The sequence below is a fragment of the Sulfitobacter sediminilitoris genome (assembly GCF_010667575.1).
Lineage (GTDB): Bacteria > Pseudomonadota > Alphaproteobacteria > Rhodobacterales > Rhodobacteraceae > Sulfitobacter > Sulfitobacter sediminilitoris.
Genome location: NZ_JAABNT010000012.1, coordinates 108,310 through 127,266, shown reverse-complemented (window position 1 = coordinate 127,266; position 18,957 = coordinate 108,310). Strand labels below are relative to the sequence as shown.

Genomic DNA, 18,957 nt, shown 5'->3' with positions numbered 1-18,957 from the left:
TTTGGGATGGGCAGTATGGTGCAGGATTCACCCGATATGGTCTTCGAGGCTTGCCAGAATGTCAAATAATATTGACACATTTTGGAATTCTTTCCTTAGCTTCCTATTTTTAAATACTTTTTATATGGGAGCGCAACAAAGTATGCGATTCACTACATGTAAATGAAAGTTGACACATTCCCCACTTCCTGCCAGATTTTAACTGATACTTTTGCCAAGGGGGAACCATGACAGGCAAACGCAGCGATACTGCAAACCGCAGACCGCTCTATACGCCCGCCCAGAAACAGCGGCGCGACGCGACCCCCTGGACGCTGGTTCAAGGCGTGCTGGCACCTGTGCAGTTTCTTGTCTTTCTGATCTCGCTTGGCCTCGTATTTCGCTACCTGACAACAGGCGAGGGATACGCTCTCGCGAGCTGGTCGATCGTGGTCAAAACCGGCTTTCTCTACCTCATCATGGTGACTGGGGCGATCTGGGAAAAGGTCGTTTTCGGCCAGTGGCTGTTTGCCCCTGCATTCTTCTGGGAAGACGTTTTTAGTTTCGCGGTCATCGCGCTCCATACTGTTTATATCTATGGATTATTTTGGGCAGGTCTGCCCCCGATGACGTTGATGGTGATCGCGCTGGCGGCCTATGCCGCCTACGTTATCAACGCAGGCCAGTTTGTCTGGAAACTTCGCGCTGCACGGCTGCAGGCGGAGGCCATGGCATGACCGATCAATTCGCCCCTCCTCCGGCGCTTGGATGTCGGTCTGCCCCGGTCCTGAAACAACGCGGACAGCGCGAAGTTTTTTGCGGCCTGACCGGCATCATCTGGCTGCACCGAAAAATTCAGGACGCGTTCTTTCTGGTCGTCGGCAGCCGTACCTGCGCGCATCTTCTGCAAAGTGCTGCGGGCGTGATGATCTTTGCCGAGCCACGATTCGGGACAGCGATTCTCGAAGAATCGGACCTCGCCGGGCTGAACGACGCCCATGCCGAACTTGACCGCACGGTGAACGAGCTTCTTACCCGCCGCCCCGATATCCGCCAGCTTTTCCTTGTCGGCTCCTGCCCGTCAGAAGTGATCAAGCTTGACCTCAGCCGCGCCGCCGAACGGCTGACCCAGCAATTCGCCCCCAAAGTTCGCGTGCTCGAATATTCCGGCTCGGGGATCGAAACCACGTTCACCCAGGGCGAGGACGCCTGCCTTGCGGCGATGGTGCCCGTGCTGCCCGCAAGCGATGCGCGTGAATTACTTGTTGTTGGCGCACTTCCCGACGTGGTCGAAGACCAGATGCTCAGCCTTCTGGAAGATCTGGGCGTCGGTCCCGTCCGGGTGCTGCCCGCCCGTTCCATTGATGCCGAAATGGGGATCGGTGAAAATACTGTCTTTGCCCTGAGCCAACCTTTCCTTGGCGAAACCCACGCAGCCCTTGAACGCCGCGGCGCACGACACCTCGCTGCCCCCTTCCCTTTTGGCGATGAAGGTACAACCGCTTGGCTTGCGGCCATTGCCGCCGAATTCGGGACGTCAGACGAAACATTCGCCCAAGTGACCGATGCCCCCCGCCGCCGCGCCCGCGCCGCCATCGCGCAGGCCTCCGAACCGCTGCGCGACAAGTCGATCTTCTTTTTTCCCGACAGCCAGCTTGAGGTGCCCCTCGCCCGTTTCCTGACCCGCGAATGCGGGATGAGCGCGCTGGAAGTCGGCATGCCCTACATCCATGACGGCATCCATGGTCCGGACCTTGATCTGCTGCCGCAAGGCCCACAAATCTCCGAAGGACAGGATGTCGATCTGCAACTCGACCGGTGCCGCGCCGCCCGGCCTGACCTCACCGTTTGCGGTCTTGGCCTCGCCAACCCGCTTGAGGCTGAAGGCCTCTCGACCAAGTGGGCCATCGAACTGGTCTTCACGCCCGTCCATTTCTACGAACAGGCCGGCGACCTTGCCGCACTCTTTGCACGCCCCTTGCGCCGCAAATCGATCCTCTCAACCAGTGCGGAGGTTGCTGCGGAATGAAACTTACCGTCTGGACATACGAAGGCCCACCCCACGTTGGCGCGATGCGCGTTGCCACGGGGATGAAGGGTCTGCACTACGTGTTGCACGCGCCGCAAGGCGACACCTATGCCGATTTGCTTTTCACGATGATCGAACGCCGCGACCACCGCCCACCGGTGACCTACACGACCTTTCAGGCACGCGATCTGGGCAGCGATACTGCGGGCCTGTTCAAGAAAGCCTGCCAGGAGGCCTATGACCGGTTCAAGCCCGAGGCGATCATCGTCGGGGCCTCCTGCACGGCGGAACTCATTCAAGACGATCCCGGCGGTCTGGCCGAAACCATGGGCCTGCCCGTCCCGGTGATCCCGCTGGAATTGCCCAGCTACCAGCGCAAGGAAAACTTCGGCGCGGATGAGACATTCTTTCAGATCGTCCGCCACCTTGCGAAACCGATGGACAAGACCGCGCGCGTGTCTTGCAACATCATCGGCCCAACCGCCTTGGGTTTCCGCCACCGCGACGACGTGCAGGAAATCACCAACCTCCTTTATGAGCTGGGGATCGAGGTCAACGTGACTGCGCCCATGGGCGCAACCCCATCAGATATCGCCAGGATGGGTCAGGCCCATTTCAACGTTCTGCTCTACCCCGAAACGGGTGAACAGGCCGCACGCTATTGCGAGCGGACGTTCGATCAGCCTTTCACCAAGACCATCCCCATCGGTACCGGTGCCACCCTCGATTTCATCGAAGAAATCCGCGCGCTCTCCGGCTCTACCGCCCAGATTGACGACCGTGGCCTGCGCCAGACATGGTGGTCCCGCTCTGTCGATTCCACCTACCTCACCGGCAAGCGCGTCTTCATCTTCGGTGACGGCACCCACGTGCAAACCGCTGCCCGCATCGCCCGCGATGAAATGGGTTTCGAGGTTGCAGGCCTTGGCTGCTACAACCGCGAATTCGCCCGCCCCGTCCGTGCGCTGGCAAAAGAGTTTGTCGTCGAGCCACTGATCACTGACGATTACCTCGAAGTCGAACGCGCCATCGAGGCGCTGCAACCCGAAATGATCCTCGGCACCCAGATGGAACGCCACATCGGCAAGCGTCTGGGCATCCCCTGCGCCGTGATCTCTGCGCCTGTCCACGTGCAGGATTTCCCGGCCCGTTATTCCCCGCAGATGGGGTTCGAGGGCGCGAACGTAATTTTCGACACATGGATTCACCCGCTGGTCATGGGGCTGGAGGAGCACCTTCTGCACATGTTCCGCGAGGATTTTGAATTCAACGATGCCGCAGGGCCCAGCCATCATGGCGGACATGCTCCCAAGCCTGCCGTTGAGCCGCGCGAAGAGGCCCCTGCCCCCGCAGCCCGAACTGGCGAGGTCATCTGGCTCGACACTGCCGAACGCGAACTCAAGAAAATCCCCTTCTTCGTGCGCGGCAAAGCCCGGCGCAACACCGAAACCTTCGCGGCTGAAAAAGGCCTGCACGAAATCAGCCTCGACACCCTTTATGAGGCGAAAGCACACTTTGCGCGATGACGTGATGCATAAGCCCTACAACGTCGTCCTTCTGACGTTGGACCGCCACGCGGCGGGCCCTGCCGCGCGTGTGGCCCCGCGTCTGGCGCAGGACTTTGACGGCCTGCGCCTGATCATCCACGCGGCCGCCGAATGGGACAAGGATCCCGCAGCCCTTGCAGCTGCCAAGGCCGATATCGCCCGCGCGGATATCATCGTCTCTTCCGTGATCTTCCTCGAAGACCACATCCAAGCCATCCTCCCGGACCTCAAAGCCCGCCGCGACCACTGCGACGCCATAGTCGGCATCATTGCCGATCAGGAAATCGTGCAACTGACCCGCATGGGTGATCTGGACATGTCGCGGCCTGCCTCCGGCTTGATGGGTTTGCTCAAAAAACTCAAACCCGCCAGCAAATCCGGTTCATCCGCCCGCGACATGACCAAGATGCTGCGCCGCCTGCCCAAAATCCTGCGCCTGATCCCCGGAAAATCACAGGACCTGCGCGCATGGTTTTTGGCGATGCAATACTGGCTGGGCGGGTCGGACGACAACATTGAAAGCCTCGTGCGCTTCTTGATCTCACGCTACACCTCGCGCCCCGACTGGCGCGGCACACAGGCGGCGCTGCCCATCGACTACCCCGATGTCGGCCTCTACCACCCCGATCTGCCGGATCATCACATCATAACCGATATCGCGGACCTGCCCCATCGCGGCGACGGTCCCACCATCGGTCTTCTCATGCTGCGCAGCTACATCCTTGCTGGCGACACGGCCCACTACGCCCACGTCATTCGCACGTTCGAGGCACGCGGCCTTAACGTCATCCCCGCCTTCGCTGGTGGGCTTGACGGTCGCCCCGCGATGGACGCCTATTTTGGCGATGTGGACGCGTTGGTTTCGCTCACTGGCTTTTCCCTCGTCGGCGGCCCGGCCTACAACGACAGCGACGCCGCCGTCGAAGCGCTTAGTACGCTTGACGTTCCATATCTCGCCGCGCAACCGCTGGAATTCCAGACGCTGCAACAATGGGCGCAGGGCGAACAGGGGCTCAGCCCCGTCGAAGCAACCATGCTGATCGCCCTGCCCGAAATCGACGGTGCCACGAACCCGACAGTTTTTGCCGGGCGGCACGGCCATGACGGTTGCAACGGTTGTGCGCACGCCTGCCCTGCACGGGGTGATGTCAAAGCGATGGCCCCCTGCCTTGAACGTATCGACGCGCTGGCCGAAAAGGCGCACCACCTTGCCACCCTGCGCCGGAAATCGAATGCAGAGAAAAACCTCGCTATCGTTCTCTTTGGCTTCCCGCCAAATGCAGGCGCGGTCGGAACTGCCGCCTATCTTTCGGTTTTCGAAAGCCTTTTCAATACGTTGAACCGGCTCAAAGCCGAAGGTTACGAGGTTGAACCTCCAGCCAGCGTCGATGTGCTGCGCCAACAGGTTCTTGACGGCAACGCCAAGACCTACGGACAAGAGGCCAACATCGCGGCCACTGTGTCCGCAGACCAGATCGTCGCCCGCACGCCATGGTTGGACGAGATCGAGGCCACATGGGGCCCCGCCCCCGGCAAGGTGCAATCGAACGGGCGCGAGGTTTTCATCCTTGGCGCGCAGTTCGGCAAGGTGTTCGTCGGTGTCCAGCCGGGTTTCGGCTACGAAGGTGACCCGATGCGCCTGCTCTTCGAGCGTGGCTTTGCCCCGACACACGCCTTCAGCGCCTTCTACCAATACCTGAAACACGATTTCGGGGCTGACGCAGTGCTGCACTTCGGTATGCACGGCGCGCTGGAGTTCATGCCAGGCAAGCAGAACGGCCTTGGCGGTTCTGACTGGCCCGAGCGGCTGATGGGCAACCTGCCCAACGTCTACCTTTATGCCGCCAACAACCCGTCCGAGGCGACGCTGGCCAAGCGCCGCAGCAACGCCGTGACGATCACGCATCTGACACCGCCGCTGCAAGCCGCCGGTCTCTATCGCGGGCTTGCCGATCTCAAGGACACGCTGACCCGCTGGCGCGCGTTGCCAATGGATGATCCGGCCCGCAGCGATTTGGTTGGCCTGATTACCGCCCAAGCTGAGACTGTGAACCTTCAGGGCGCTGACCCCGACACGCTCTGGCTACAGCTGCTGGAAACCGAAGACGCGCTGATCCCTGACGGCCTGCACATTGTCGGCAAGCCTCTGACGGATGACCAGCGCACAAACCTGACCAACCTGATGAGCTTTGGCAGCGAAGAAGACCGCGCGGCAACCCTCGAAACCCTCAGACAAGACCACGAGCTACCCGCCCTCATGCGCGCGCTGAACGCTCAATTCATCGCGCCCGTCCCCGGTGGCGACGTGATCCGCGCGCCCGAGATCCTGCCCACGGGCCGCAACATCCACGCTTTCGATCCCTTCCGCATGCCCACCGCCTTTGCCATGCAGGACGGTGCCGCGCAGGCGCAGGCGCTGATCGACACGCACAAAACCCTGCCCCGCACCGTCGCCCTTGTCCTTTGGGGCAGCGACAACATCAAATCATCCGGCGGCCCCATCGCGCAGGCCCTTGCCCTCATGGGTGCAACCCCCCGCTTCGACACGCATGGTCGGCTCTGCGGCGCGGACCTCATCCCCCTCGAAACGCTGGGCCGCGCCCGTGTCGACGTGGTGATGACGCTGTCTGGCATCTTCCGCGACCTGCTGCCCTTGCAGACCAAGCTGCTGGCCGACGCCGCCTACCAATGCGCCGCCGCAGACGAGCCTGATGCCCTCAACCCCATCCGCCAGCATGCGCACGCCTTCATGGCCACCAATGATTGTGACCTGAAAACCGCCGCGCTCCGCGTCTTTTCCAACGCCGAAGGCGCCTATGGCTCCAACGTCAACCAACTCGTGGACAGCTCCGCTTTCGACGATGACGCGGATCTTGCCGATGCGTACGAAGCGCGTAAATCTTTCGCCTACGGCACTGATGGTGAGGCCAGCCAGCAATCCGCGCTGCTGCAAGACACGCTGAAGAACGTCGATCTGGCCTATCAGAACCTCGAATCCGTTGAACTGGGTGTCACCACAGTTGACCACTATTTCGACACGCTGGGCGGCATCGCCAGTGCCGTGAAACGCGCCAAGGGCAACGATACAACACCCGTCTACATCGGTGACCAGACGCGGGGGGCCGCCACCGTGCGCACGCTGCAGGATCAGGTCGCACTTGAGACGCGCGCGCGCAGCCTGAACCCGAAATTCTACGAACCTCTGCTAAAGCACGGTCACGAAGGCGTACGCCAGATCGAGGCGCATATCACCAATACCGTCGGCTGGTCCGCCACCACGGGCAAGGTCGAACCATGGGTCTATCAGGAACTCTCCGAGACCTTCGTGCTGGACGACGAAATGCGCCAGCGCCTTGCTGATCTGAACCCACAGGCGTCGATGCGCATGGCCAACCGCCTACTCGAAGCCTCGGACCGCGACTACTGGCAACCTGACGACGCGACACTGGCGGCGCTGCAATCGGCAGCGGACGCAATCGAAGATCAATTAGAGGGCATTGCAGCCGAATGACCCCTGAAAGGACAACAACATGAGCCCACTCGACAAGGGAATCCCCAGCCTCCGGGGACAGGACGGCGAAGGCTCCGTTCAGGTGCATCAGGACGACAGCGCCAAGATTGAGGGTGCCAAGGTATTCTCTGTTTACGGCAAAGGCGGGATCGGCAAATCGACGACCTCGTCGAACCTGTCGGCGGCGTTTTCGATGCTGGGCAAACGGGTGCTGCAGATCGGCTGCGACCCCAAGCATGACAGCACGTTCACCCTTACCGGCTCGCTGGTCCCAACAGTCATCGACATTCTCAAAGAGGTGGATTTCCACCCAGAGGAGTTGCGCGCCGAGGATTTCGTTTTCGAAGGCTTCAATGGCGTGAAATGCGTCGAAGCGGGCGGCCCACCTGCGGGTACGGGCTGCGGTGGTTATGTCGTGGGCCAGACGGTGAAACTGCTCAAGCAACACCACCTGCTCGAAGATACCGACGTCGTTATCTTTGACGTGCTGGGCGACGTGGTCTGCGGTGGTTTTGCCGCACCTTTGCAACACGCCGACCGGGCGCTGATCGTGACAGCCAACGATTTCGACAGCATCTATGCGATGAACCGGATCATCGCGGCGGTTCAGGCGAAATCGGCCAACTACAAGGTCCGTCTGGCGGGCTGTGTCGCCAACCGGTCCAAGGACACGGATGAGGTCGACCGCTATTGCAAGACGGTGGGCTTCAACCGCATCGCACACATGCCCGATCTGGACGCCATCCGCCGCAGCCGTCTGAAGAAAAAGACGCTGTTCGAGATGCCCGACGATCAGGAAGTCGTCGAGGTGCGCAAGGAATACATCCGGCTTGCCGAAACACTGTGGAACGGGACCGAACCTCTGGCCCCTGCCCCCCTACCCGACCGCGACATCTTTGAACTGCTGGGGTTCGATTAATTGACCTATGAGGCCACAAGAAACCGGGTCGAGACCTATTTCGACCGCACCGCGACCCGGACATGGGAGCGTCTGACATCGGACGCGCCCGTTTCCGGCATTCGCGCGACCGTGCGGGCGGGACGCGACCAGATGCGCGATCTGATCCTCGCCCAGCTTCCCAAAAATCTTGCGGGCAAGCGGATACTGGATGCCGGATGCGGCACCGGCGCGCTGGCCTTTGAACTTGCCGCACGGGGTGCTGATGTGGTCGGCGTCGATATCTCTCCCCAACTTGTAGACATCGCGCGCAAACGGACACCGAACGATCTGCATCACCGGCTCACTTTCCGCGCCGGTGACATGCTGAACCCCAAGTTGGGCCAATTCGACCACATCGTCGCGATGGACAGCATGATCTATTATACAGCGACCGACATTGCACAAATCCTCGAAGGGCTGGCGCCGCGTCTGCGCGAAAACATGGTTTTCACCGTCGCGCCCCGCACCCCCCTGCTGATGGCGATGTGGCGCATGGGCAAGCTGTTTCCACGGTCCGACCGCTCGCCCACGATGGTGCCCCACAGCCCCGCACGCCTTGCCAACGCGCTTGGTAAAGGCCGGTTGCGCGATGTCGAACGTGTGACGTCGGGCTTCTACATCTCCAACGCGTTGGAGTATCGCCCATGATCCCGCGCAGTGTCGTCAAAAACGCAAGCCTTCGGATGCTCCCCTTCTCGGACGCGGTGTCGGACCAGCTGCCTCTGGCACAGCTTTTGCGCCTCTCTCTCTTCCAGATCAGCGTCGGCATGGCCTCGGTGATGCTCTTGGGCACCCTCAACCGCGTGATGATCGTGGAACTGGGCGTCATGGCGTGGATCGTTGCGATCATGATCGCCATTCCAGTTCTCGTCGCCCCCTTCCGCGCGCTGCTGGGCTTCCGCTCTGACACGCACCGTTCCGCCATCGGGTGGAAGCGTATCCCCTATCTCTGGTTCGGCTCCCTTTGGCAGTTCGGGGGCCTTGCCATCATGCCCATGGGCCTGCTGGTCCTGTCGGGTGATCAGGTCGCTGGCCCCGAATGGGCAGGCGAGGTTGGCGCAGCACTTGCCTTCCTGCTCACTGGCCTTGGCATGCACATGACCCAGACCGCCGGTCTGGCACTGGCCGCCGACCGCGCAACAGACGAAACCCGGCCCCAGGTCGTGGCGCTGCTTTACGTGATGTTCCTGATTGGCATGGGCCTGTCTGCCGTCTTGATCGGAACATTACTTCGTGATTTCAGCGCCTTACGTCTTGTCCAAGTCGTACAGGGCGCCGCTGTTGTCACCCTCCTTCTCAACATCATTGCCCTTTGGAAACAGGAAAAGGTCGCCCCCATGACCCGCGAACAGCGCGAGGCCCCGCGCCCGCTGTTCCGTGACGCATGGGCCGATCTGACCAAGGACACCGAAGCGACGCGCCTTCTGATCGTCGTCTTCCTTGGCACGCTTGCCTTCAACATGCAGGACGTGCTGCTGGAACCTTACGGCGGCGAGATTCTGGGCCTTTCGGTTTCGGCCACCACGCTGTTAACCGCGATGTGGGCGCTGGGTGCGCTTATTGGCTTCGGCCTTGCCGCGAAATGGCTCAAGCAGGCGATCAACCCCCACCGCATGGCCGCGCGCGGCATCCTGATGGGCCTCATCGCCTTCTGCGCCGTTATCTTTGCCGCCCCGATCAACAGCAGCGTGCTGTTCTTCTCAGGTGCCTTCGGCATCGGCATCGGCGGCGGGCTCTTCGCAGTCTCCACCCTTACTTCAGCCATGGCGCTGGATACCCATGGGACCGCTGGCAAGGGTCTTGCCCTTGGCGCATGGGGGGCTGCACAGGCCACTGCCGCAGGCGTGTCGATCTTCATGGGCGGTGCCTTGCGCGACGTGATCAACGCCGCCGCCCTGAACGGGTCATTAGGCGATGCGCTGCAATCGGCCACCACTGGCTACTCGGTCGTCTACCACCTGGAGATTGGCCTGCTTTTTGCAACACTCATCGCGCTTGGGCCTTTGGTCCGCGCGCGCCCGCTCACCGAAACCACGGCCCAACCCATCGGGCTTGCGGATTTCCCAACATGAAACACTCGAACTGAAGCGCACCTTTGGTGCGACGACGCAAACCACGGAGGCTTAATACAATGGTTGGCACGGAATTCTTTGGAAACTTCGATCTGGCAAGCGCCGCAATATGGCTCTTCTGGATCTTCTTCGCAGGGCTGGTCTATTACCTGCAAACCGAAAACATGCGCGAAGGCTACCCGCTGGAAACAGACGATGGCGCCATCTCTCCGAACCAGGGCCTTTTCCCGGTTCCAAAGGACAAAACGTTCATCCTGCCGCACGGCCGTGGTGAAGTGACGGTGCCATCGGGCCAGAACCCTGACCGCCCGGTTCTTGCATTGCAGCGCACCTCCAAGGCCGCCGGCAGCCCCTATGTGCCGACCGGCAACCCGATGATGGACGGTGTCGGTCCGGCCTCATGGGCACCGCGCCGCGATGTGCCAGAGCTTGACGCACACGGCCACGCCAAGATTCAGCCGATGTCCAAGCTGGAGGACTTCAAAGTCTCCGCAGGCACCGACCCGCGCGGCAAGCCCGTTGTGACAGGCGACGGTGAAGTCGTGGGCCGCATCACTGACATGTGGGTGGACGTGCCTGAACAGCTGGTCCGCTACCTTGTCATGGACGTGAACCCCGAAGGCGATGGCCAGACGCGAATGATCCCCATGAACTTTGCCCGCATCAAGTCGGACCGTGTTGTGATCCGATCGCTTTATGAAGGCAACGTTTCGGGCATTCCGACAATCAAGGGCGATGCCGAGATCACTCTCCTCGAAGAGGAAAAGATCATGGCCTACTTCGGCGGTGGCACCATGTACGCCGATCCGCGGCGGGAAGAACCCGTAATCTAATCAACATTGCATCCGGGCCCTTCAGCCAGGGGCCCGGTATCACGATGAGGGATGACTGCCATGCACCACGATGACTTCAAATTCGAGCCCGTCCACGGCCTGCCCGAAGCGCTCCCCGAAGGGGAACACATCCTTTGGCAAGGTCGGCCAAACAGCCTCCGTTTGGCGAAAGACGCGTGGAAATTGAACTGGGTGCTGGGATACTTTGTCGTCCTGTGCATCTGGCGGGTGGGGATATCCTCCACCGCTGTGCCCCTGATAGAAGCGATGGGGCACGGTGTGCCGTTCCTCATCGCCGGGGCACTTGCTGGAACCATTCTCTATGTCCTGGCCATCGTACAGGCGCGTAGCACGGTCTATACGCTGACCAACAAACGCGTGGCCATGCGGATTGGGGCCGCGCTGACGATGACGCTGAACCTGCCTTACGTGCAGATCAGGAATGCCGAACTGATGGTCCGCAAATCCGGCATGGGCACCATCGCCTTTGATCTGATGGGCGACACGCGGCTGAGCTACTTGATGACATGGCCCCACACGCGCCCCTGGCGCTTTGCCAAGACACAACCAGCCTTCCGCGCGATCCCCGATGCGGCACGCGTCGCCGCGATCTTTGCCGAAGCAGCAGAAACCCGCGTGTCAGAGCCACAAGTCACGCGCATCTCACCCCAATCAGACGCAATCGCGGCGGAGTAAAAGACATGGCCCATCAGACATCTTCCCTAGCCAATCAGATGAAAATGCGCGACCGCGAAATGGTCCCGCGTGTGCTGGTTCTCGCGATGTTCGGCTTGATGGCAGCCTCGCTTGCCATCGTGGCCTTTGCCCGCCTCACCGATCAACCCATGCGCGGCGTGCCTCAAGCCAGCGCAATCGTGCAGGAAACCGCCATCACACTTGAGGGCACCCGAAACGACGGCGTGCGCGTGCTGGACGCGACAGGCGCGGAAATCGCCATGTCGCAGGAAAATCGCGCCGGTTTCATCGACGTCATCTGGGTCGCCGTCAAACGCACCCGCAAACTGGAGGGGGTCACAGCCAATACCCCCTTGCGCCTGGTACGGCGCGCCAACGGCCATACAGCCATCATCGACCCCGCCACCGACTGGTCCATCGAACTGATCGGGTACGGCGCGGACAACGTTGCAGCTTTCGCCAGGCTGCTGGACTGAACCATGAAAGGGACAACACCATGGGACTGCTAACAAGATCAAAAGAGACGGCGCCCTGCACCGTCACCATATCGCACCGCTTTGAAGAGCTTTCAGCGCATGTGAAATTCAACAACGGCGCGGTCATCTATCCCGGTGACAGCGTGCTGGTCCAAGGCCCGGAAATCATGGCCCCCTACGGCGAGATCGTCGAGGAAGACCGCACCGCCACCATCACCCGTGCCAGCAAGCTGGAGCAGCTCTGGACCCGGATGACCGGGGACTTCGAATTCATGGAGCTCTGCGAGTTTTCCTTCTCCGAAGAGGTGCTAACATGAACGCCCCTGTACACTCCGCCTTCGCCAACACAGCCGAAGAGGCACTGGCCGCTCAGGATGCGCTTGATACGCAGCCCATGACCTCGGAAATGGCAACCGAAGTCGCGATGCAGAACACCCTGCTGACCCCGCGCTTCTACACAACTGACTTCGATGAGATGGACGCGATTGACGTCAGCCCTGTGCGCGATGAATGGGACGTGCTGATCGGGCAGATGAAAGCAGACCCTAACAAGGGGCATTTCAAGAAAAACGAGGACTGGGACACCGTCGATTGGGACGGGATGGAGCCCAAGCTGAAGGCTGAATTCATCGACTTCCTGATCTCCTCCTGCACCGCCGAATTCTCCGGCTGCGTGCTTTACAAGGAAATGAAGCGGCGTGGTGCCAACGAGGACATCACGACCCTGTTCCAACTGATGGCACGGGACGAAGCCCGGCACGCCGGGTTCATCAACGACGCCCTGCGCGAGGCAGGGATCCGCGTGAACCTCGGCTTTCTCACCCAGCAAAAGAAATACACATATTTCCGGCCCAAGTTCATCTACTACGCCACGTACCTGTCGGAAAAGATCGGCTATGCGAGATACATCACCATCTTCCGCCACTTGGAGGAGCATCCAGAGCATCGCTTTCACCCGATCTTCAAGTGGTTCCGCGAGTGGTGCAACGACGAGTTCAGCCATGGCGAGGCCTTTGCCCTGCTGATGAAAACAGACCCTAAATTGACCGAAAGCTTCGGCAACAAGCTTTGGATCAAATTCTTCCTCACCGCTGTGTACTCAACCATGTGGGTTCGCGACCACCAACGCCCCGTCTTCCACGATGCACTTGGCGTCGATACCACGTGGTACGGACAGGAGGTCTTCCGCAAAACCTCCGAAATATCCAAGCAGGTCTTCCCGCTAACGCTCGACATCGACCACCCGCGCTGGCGACCGAACCTCGACCGCATGGAAGCAGCATCCCGTCAGGTCGCCGCAGGCAAGGCCAAGGGCGGCATCACCGGCACAGCTTCACGCGTTGCTGGCATGGCCAAGGCGGCCTATGCTTTCGTGTCGCTCTACACCATCCCGGCCAAGAAAAACGCGGTGCCCGACAGCCCGCGCCTTGAACCGGCTTACTGAAGGAACCACCGTGACGTCCCCATGGATCGCCGCATTGATAGCCGTTTTCGCCTGGTGGTTTTTCACCGGGGCGATCCTGCTTGTCGTGCGGCGCGCCGACGGAGGCGACGCGGTGGCCCACGGCCGCAACGTGTTCCTGTCGATCCCATTGGCGGCTCTCGGCGTTGCAGGATTGGTCGTTTCGTCAACGGAAATGACAATCCTGAACGTCTACATCGCTTTCCTCAGCACCCTGCTGATCTGGGGCTGGATCGAACTGGCCTTCCTTGCGGGCGTCATCACCGGCCCCGAACGCCGCCCCTGCCCCGCCGGCCTGACAGGCAAACCGCGCTTCATCCGTGCATGGCACACGGTCAGCCACCACGAACTGCTGCTGCTTTTTGCGTTGTTGATCATCCTCAACGTCACGCGGGGCGCGGAAAACACCGTGGCCTTCTGGTCCTATCTGATCCTGTTCGCTGCGCGCATCTCGGCCAAGCTGAACCTGTTCTTCGGCGTGCCGCGCATCAACACCGAATTCGTGCCGCAGCCCCTACAGCACCTCAAAAGCTATTTCCGGCAAGGTCCGATCACCATGGCCTTTCCCATCGGTGTCACGTTCCTGTCGATCACAGCCGCCTGTTTTGCCGAACGCATGTTTTCGGCCCCCTCTCCCGAAGCCCTTGCCGGTTTCGCCCTGCTCACCGCGCTGGCGACCCTCGCCACGCTTGAACACTGGCTGATGGTGGTCCCCCTGCCCGACGCCAAGCTTTGGCGCTGGATGCTGCCCGAGACGACACAAGTAACGAAGGACCAGACCCATGAACTTTGATGCCCTTTTTCAGTCCCAGCTCGACCAACTCAAGCAAGAGGGCAACTATCGTTATTTCGCTGAGTTAGAGCGTAAAGCGGGCAAGTTCCCGCGCGCGGCCAACCACGTGGACGGTGAAAAGCGCGACGTGACCGTCTGGTGCTCGAACGACTACCTTGGCATGGGACAGAACCCGCTGGTGATCGACGCCATGTGCGAAGCGGTGCAGCGCACAGGAACCGGTGCCGGCGGCACGCGCAACATCTCGGGCACCAACCACGACCACTTGCTGCTTGAGGCGGAACTGGCCGACCTGCACGGCAAGGAAGCGGCCCTGCTCTTTACCTCAGGATATGTCTCTAACTGGGCCGCTTTGTCCTGTCTGGGCAGCCGCCTTGAGAACTGCGTGATCCTTTCCGACAGCGGCAACCATGCTTCCATGATCGAAGGCATCCGCCATTCCCGTGCCAAAAAGGTAATCTGGCAGCACAACGACGTGAAAGACCTCGAAGCCAAGCTGGCAGCCCTGCCCGCCAACGCCCCGAAGATCGTCGCATTTGAGAGTGTATATTCGATGGACGGCGACATCTGCCCGATGCGCGAGATCGTCGAAGTGGCCGAGAAATACGGCGCGATGACCTACCTCGACGAAGTCCATGCCGTTGGCATGTACGGCCCCCGTGGCGGCGGTGTGTCAGAGCGCGAAGGCCTCGCGGATCGCATCACCCTGATCGAGGGCACCCTTGGCAAGGCCTTCGGCGTCGTGGGCGGCTACATCACCGGCTCCGCCGCCCTTTGCGACTTCATCCGCAGCTTTGCCTCCGGCTTCATCTTCACGACCGCCCTGCCCCCTGCCGTGGCCGCCGCTGCGCGCGCCTCGATCATGCACCTGAAAGAAAGCTCAACGGAACGCGAGCGCCAGAAACAACAGGTCGCCAAGCTGCGCCAGATGCTGGATCAGGCAGGCATTCCGCATATGATGAACGACAGCCACATCATCCCGGTGATGATCAAGGATCCGGTCAAGACGCGCATGCTGGCCGATTATCTGATGGAAGAATGGGGGATCTACGTGCAACCCATCAACTATCCTACCGTCCCCAAGGGGACAGAACGCCTGCGCTTTACCCCCTCACCGTTGCATACAGACAAGGACATCGCCTATCTTGTCGATGCGCTGTCGCATCTGTGGAAGCAATGTGCGATCAGCCACGCTGTGGCCTAGCGTCACCGGGACATGATTGGTGCCTGATTGCGGAACCTTGCTGAGGCTGGAAAGGTTAGTTCTCTGTCATGACAGCAAAACTTCCTTTCCGCGCGGTCCTGCGCAACGGTGAAATCGTGCTGATCCGAGAGATTGGCCCGGACGACCGCCGCCTGATGCGCGACGGCTTTGAAAAGCTGTCCAAACAGTCCCGTTTCTTTCGTTTCCTCGCCCCGCACAGCCAACTGTCCGAAGCAGAGCTGGACCAGTTCACCGAAAGCAACACAGATGAGCATTTCGCCATCGGTGCGGTCTCTGTAGGGGTTGAAGCGGACTTGCCATTGGCGACCGCCCGCTTTGTGCGGCTTTCCGAAGGGGCAAAAGACGCTGAATTCGCGCTGACAATCATCGACAGTCACCAACGGTTGGGGCTTGGGTCGTTGTTACTGCGCACGATGGCGCGGGCAGCGCATGCGCGCGGGATCGAAAGGTTCACCGCCCTCCTGCACCATGAAAACCGCGGGATGCAGGCCTTGATGCGTTGTTTCGGCGGCCATCGCATGACACCGGGGACCGAAGAGGAATGGATACTGCCCCTGCCCCTCAAGCCCGAACCCACGTTGTCAAAGCAACCCAGTGAAATCGCGATCTGGCGCAAGCCGGTCTGACCCGCTGTTGACCCGGCACTTGGCGGGCGGCCGCGATTGGCATATATTGCCATTACCGAATAAAGGGGCCACACCGATGACCACGCGCAATGTTGTTCTCACGGATCACCAGGACAAATTGGTAAATGACCTGATCGCGTCAGGCCGATACCAGAATGCCTCCGAAGCGTTGCGGGCCGGTCTGAGGCTGTTGGAGCAAGAAGAAGCAGAGCTTGATGCCCTGCGTGCACGCCTGGAGGAAGGTCTCAAAGAGGCCCATTCAGGTCAACGCGCTGAAGGGACGGCCGAGGAAGTGATGCGCCGCGCCTTCGCCCGCGCCAAGGAACGCTTTGAGGGAAAACAGCAGGTTGGGTAAATATATTACGTTCACCCCAACCGCTGCACAAACCCTCGAAGATATCGCCCTATGGACAATGGAAAACTTTGGCCCCGGTCAGGCTGATGTCTACCTTTCCGCCCTGCTCAGTCGCTGCGACGCCTTGCTGAAGGGCGATGTGTTCTATCGCAGACCTGCCTCGTTCTCGGCTGAGTTCCCTGACACGCCATTGCTGCTGGCAAAGGCCGAGTCCCATTTCATCGTTTTTGCGGAAATCGGTGACGAGTATCTGATCATCGACTTCCTTCACGAGAGAAGCGATCTGCCAGCCAAGTTGGAGAAGCTTTCGGAGCGGTTCAAAGCCAACTAGCTGCGCCAGTCAAAGAACCCCTCGCCTGCCTGCGCCAGCAACTTCTGCGCCATCTCGCGCCCTGCCTCGGCCCCGTCCTCGACCGGACAGCGCAGCGCATCATCAATCGCCTCTGACCCATCCGGGCGCAGCACTTCGCCGCGCAGGTGTATCTCTGTGCCGTCCAGATCGGCCAGCCCGGCAATCGGCGTCTCGCACGACCCATCCAGTGCCTCCAGAAACGCCCGCTCTGCCGCAAGGCGCTGCCCTGTGGGCTTATCGTGAATGGCCTCCAGCATCTCGGCCATCCGCATGTCATCCACACGCCGCTCAATCCCGATGGCACCCTGCGCCACCGCAGGCAGCATCGTCTCTACTTCAATCGCGGTCTTGGGCACCTCGTCCATTCCCAGACGGTTCAGCCCGGCCATGGCAAGGAACGTGGCCTCTGCCACCCCCTGCTCCAGCTTCATCAGCCGGGTTTGCAGGTTGCCGCGAAACTCCACCACTTCCAGATCGGGTCGCCGCAATTTCAGCTGCGCGCGCCTGCGCAAGCTTGACGTCCCCACCACAGTACCGGCGGCCAGCTCGTCCAGCCCCTTCGCACGTGGCGAGATGAACGCATCGCGCACGTCTTCGCGCGGCAAATACGTCTCTAACACGAGGCCTACGGGCTGAAGTGTCGGCATATCCTTCATCGAATGCACCGCGATGTCGATCTTGCCCGACAGCATGTCGTCCTCAATCTCGCGTGTGAACAGACCCTTGCCGCCGATCTCTTTCAGTGGCCGGTCGATGATCTTGTCTCCTGTCGTCTTGATCACGACGATGGTGAACGCCTCGAACGGCAGGTCGAATGCCTTCGCCAATCTTTCACGCGTTTCATGCGCCTGCGCCAACGCCAAAGGCGAGCCACGTGTGCCAATATTCAGGGGTGTTAGCGGGGTGGGTAATTCGAAACTCATTCCCTTTCGTACCGCTGTAAACTTGGGCTGACAACTCTTGTATCTATCCACATGAAAAAGCATGATGCCCAAAACACTTTTTCCGGGGAAATACCTGCCATGAGCAAAGACAAAACCATCCTGCGCGCGCTTGCGGGCGAAACGCTGCCCACACCGCCGATCTGGATGATGCGACAGGCGGGTCGCTACCTGCCAGAGTACAAGGCCACGCGGGCGCAGGCAGGGGATTTTCTGTCGCTCTGCTACAACCCCGAACTGGCGGCAGAGGTCACGTTCCAGCCAATCCGCCGATACGGGTTTGATGCCGCGATCCTGTTTGCAGACATTCTGCTGGTGCCACAGGCCCTCGGTGCTGACCTTTGGTTTGTCACGGGCGAAGGCCCGCGCCTGTCAACGATCACAACACAGGCCGAGGTGGACGCGCTCAAGCCGGTTGAGGCCATCCACGACACGCTGAACCCCATCTACGAGACGGTCAAGATCCTGTCGAATGGTCTGCCGGATGATACCACGCTGATCGGTTTCGCCGGGGCGCCTTGGACTGTCGCGACCTATATGGTCGCCGGGCGTGGCACCCCGGACCAGGGGCCAGCGCACGCGCTGAAAGACGAAAATCGCGCCGTGTTCGAGGCATTGCTTGAGCGGATCACCGACGCGACGGTGCTCTATCTGTCTGAACAGATCAAAGCGGGTGCAGAAGTCGTAAAGATCTTTGATTCCTGGGCTGGCTCCCTTCAGGGGTCTGATTTTGTTGATTATTCTCTGAACCCGATGCAGCGGATCACCTCCGAAATCAAAGCCATGCACCCCGATACACCGATCATCGCCTTCCCCCGTGGCGCAGGCGAACGGTTTGAGGGCGCTCATGCAGCCATCGGTGCGGACTGTGTTGCTTTGGATGATGGTGTCACGGCGGAATGGGCGGCAGAGCATGTTCAGAAGGACGGCTGCGTTCAGGGCAACCTTGCTTCCTCGCACATGGTGACCGGCGGTGACGCGCTGGTGTCCGAGACGCGGCGCATCGTCAAAGCCTTCTCCAAGGGACCACATATTTTCAACCTTGGCCACGGGATCACGCCGGATGCTGACCCCGAGAATGTGCAGCTGATGATCGACACTGTGCGCGGCGGCTGATCCG

Annotated in this window: 19 protein-coding genes; 18 read left to right on the top strand and 1 reads right to left on the bottom strand. The window is 60.6% G+C overall.

Annotated elements, in window-relative coordinates; translation table 11 throughout:
* The first annotated feature begins 227 nt into the window (after positions 1–227).
* The 17 genes from bchF to GV827_RS17335 all read left to right on the top strand — a co-directional run bounded on the left by bchF (position 228) and on the right by GV827_RS17335 (position 16,875).
* Positions 228–716: a 2-vinyl bacteriochlorophyllide hydratase gene (gene bchF, locus GV827_RS17415; RefSeq protein ID WP_164355088.1), complete on the top strand. Its 489-nt coding sequence runs from the start codon at positions 228–230 to the stop codon at positions 714–716.
* A complete protein-coding gene (locus GV827_RS17410) occupies positions 713–2,008 on the top strand; it encodes a ferredoxin:protochlorophyllide reductase (ATP-dependent) subunit N (protein ID WP_164355087.1) in 1,296 nt (431 codons plus the stop codon). Before bchF ends, GV827_RS17410 begins: the two co-directional genes overlap by 4 nt.
* Positions 2,005–3,534, top strand: coding sequence for a ferredoxin:protochlorophyllide reductase (ATP-dependent) subunit B (gene bchB / locus GV827_RS17405; protein ID WP_164355086.1), 1,530 nt, complete (start codon positions 2,005–2,007; stop codon positions 3,532–3,534). The genes GV827_RS17410 and bchB overlap by 4 nt, the downstream gene beginning before the upstream one ends.
* Before the next feature lie 4 nt (positions 3,535–3,538).
* The gene (locus tag GV827_RS17400; RefSeq protein WP_164355085.1) at positions 3,539–7,066 is read left to right on the top strand and encodes a magnesium chelatase subunit H; all 3,528 of its coding nucleotides are present in this window, start codon (positions 3,539–3,541) and stop codon (positions 7,064–7,066) included.
* A 19-nt stretch (positions 7,067–7,085) separates the two neighbouring features.
* Positions 7,086–7,985 carry a ferredoxin:protochlorophyllide reductase (ATP-dependent) iron-sulfur ATP-binding protein gene (bchL, locus tag GV827_RS17395; RefSeq protein ID WP_164355084.1) on the top strand — a complete coding sequence of 300 codons (900 nt, stop codon included), beginning with the start codon at positions 7,086–7,088 and terminating at the stop codon, positions 7,983–7,985.
* Positions 7,986–8,654, top strand: a complete 669-nt coding sequence (bchM, locus tag GV827_RS17390; protein ID WP_164355083.1) for a magnesium protoporphyrin IX methyltransferase — start codon at positions 7,986–7,988, stop codon at positions 8,652–8,654.
* Positions 8,651–10,078 (top strand): PucC family protein, encoded by a 1,428-nt coding sequence (locus GV827_RS17385; protein ID WP_164355082.1) that lies wholly within the window; start codon positions 8,651–8,653, stop codon positions 10,076–10,078. The genes bchM and GV827_RS17385 overlap by 4 nt, the downstream gene beginning before the upstream one ends.
* 59 nt (positions 10,079–10,137) lie before the next feature.
* The gene (gene puhA / locus GV827_RS17380; RefSeq protein WP_164355081.1) at positions 10,138–10,911 is read left to right on the top strand and encodes a photosynthetic reaction center subunit H; all 774 of its coding nucleotides are present in this window, start codon (positions 10,138–10,140) and stop codon (positions 10,909–10,911) included.
* 60 nt (positions 10,912–10,971) lie between these two features.
* Entirely contained in the window at positions 10,972–11,607 is a 636-nt protein-coding gene (gene puhB, locus GV827_RS17375) for a photosynthetic complex putative assembly protein PuhB (RefSeq protein WP_164355080.1), read from the top strand.
* 5 nt (positions 11,608–11,612) lie between these two features.
* The gene (gene puhC / locus GV827_RS17370; protein WP_164355079.1) at positions 11,613–12,083 is read left to right on the top strand and encodes a photosynthetic complex assembly protein PuhC; all 471 of its coding nucleotides are present in this window, start codon (positions 11,613–11,615) and stop codon (positions 12,081–12,083) included.
* Positions 12,084–12,103: 20 nt separating this feature from the next.
* On the top strand, positions 12,104–12,400 hold the full coding sequence (locus GV827_RS17365) for a hypothetical protein (RefSeq protein ID WP_164355078.1): 297 nt from the start codon (positions 12,104–12,106) through the stop codon (positions 12,398–12,400).
* Entirely contained in the window at positions 12,397–13,527 is a 1,131-nt protein-coding gene (gene acsF, locus GV827_RS17360) for a magnesium-protoporphyrin IX monomethyl ester (oxidative) cyclase (RefSeq protein ID WP_164355077.1), read from the top strand. Before GV827_RS17365 ends, acsF begins: the two co-directional genes overlap by 4 nt.
* 10 nt (positions 13,528–13,537) lie before the next feature.
* Positions 13,538–14,338 (top strand): putative photosynthetic complex assembly protein PuhE, encoded by an 801-nt coding sequence (gene puhE / locus GV827_RS17355; protein WP_328823176.1) that lies wholly within the window; start codon positions 13,538–13,540, stop codon positions 14,336–14,338.
* Entirely contained in the window at positions 14,328–15,542 is a 1,215-nt protein-coding gene (hemA, locus tag GV827_RS17350) for a 5-aminolevulinate synthase (protein ID WP_164355075.1), read from the top strand. Before puhE ends, hemA begins: the two co-directional genes overlap by 11 nt.
* Positions 15,543–15,610: 68 nt before the next feature.
* Positions 15,611–16,189: a GNAT family N-acetyltransferase gene (locus GV827_RS17345; RefSeq protein ID WP_164355074.1), complete on the top strand. Its 579-nt coding sequence runs from the start codon at positions 15,611–15,613 to the stop codon at positions 16,187–16,189.
* A gap of 76 nt (positions 16,190–16,265) precedes the next feature.
* A complete protein-coding gene (locus GV827_RS17340; protein ID WP_164355073.1) occupies positions 16,266–16,544 on the top strand; it encodes a type II toxin-antitoxin system ParD family antitoxin in 279 nt (92 codons plus the stop codon).
* Positions 16,537–16,875 carry a type II toxin-antitoxin system RelE/ParE family toxin gene (locus GV827_RS17335; protein ID WP_164355072.1) on the top strand — a complete coding sequence of 113 codons (339 nt, stop codon included), beginning with the start codon at positions 16,537–16,539 and terminating at the stop codon, positions 16,873–16,875. Before GV827_RS17340 ends, GV827_RS17335 begins: the two co-directional genes overlap by 8 nt.
* Here the strand turns inward: GV827_RS17335 and hemC are convergent.
* Positions 16,872–17,819, bottom strand: a complete 948-nt coding sequence (hemC, locus tag GV827_RS17330) for a hydroxymethylbilane synthase (protein ID WP_164355071.1) — start codon at positions 17,817–17,819, stop codon at positions 16,872–16,874. The two genes, GV827_RS17335 and hemC, sit on opposite strands and share 4 nt — an antisense overlap.
* Before the next feature lie 99 nt (positions 17,820–17,918).
* Between hemC and hemE the strand changes: the two genes are divergently transcribed.
* Positions 17,919–18,953: a uroporphyrinogen decarboxylase gene (hemE, locus tag GV827_RS17325; RefSeq protein ID WP_164355070.1), complete on the top strand. Its 1,035-nt coding sequence runs from the start codon at positions 17,919–17,921 to the stop codon at positions 18,951–18,953.
* Positions 18,954–18,957: the final 4 nt, after the last annotated feature.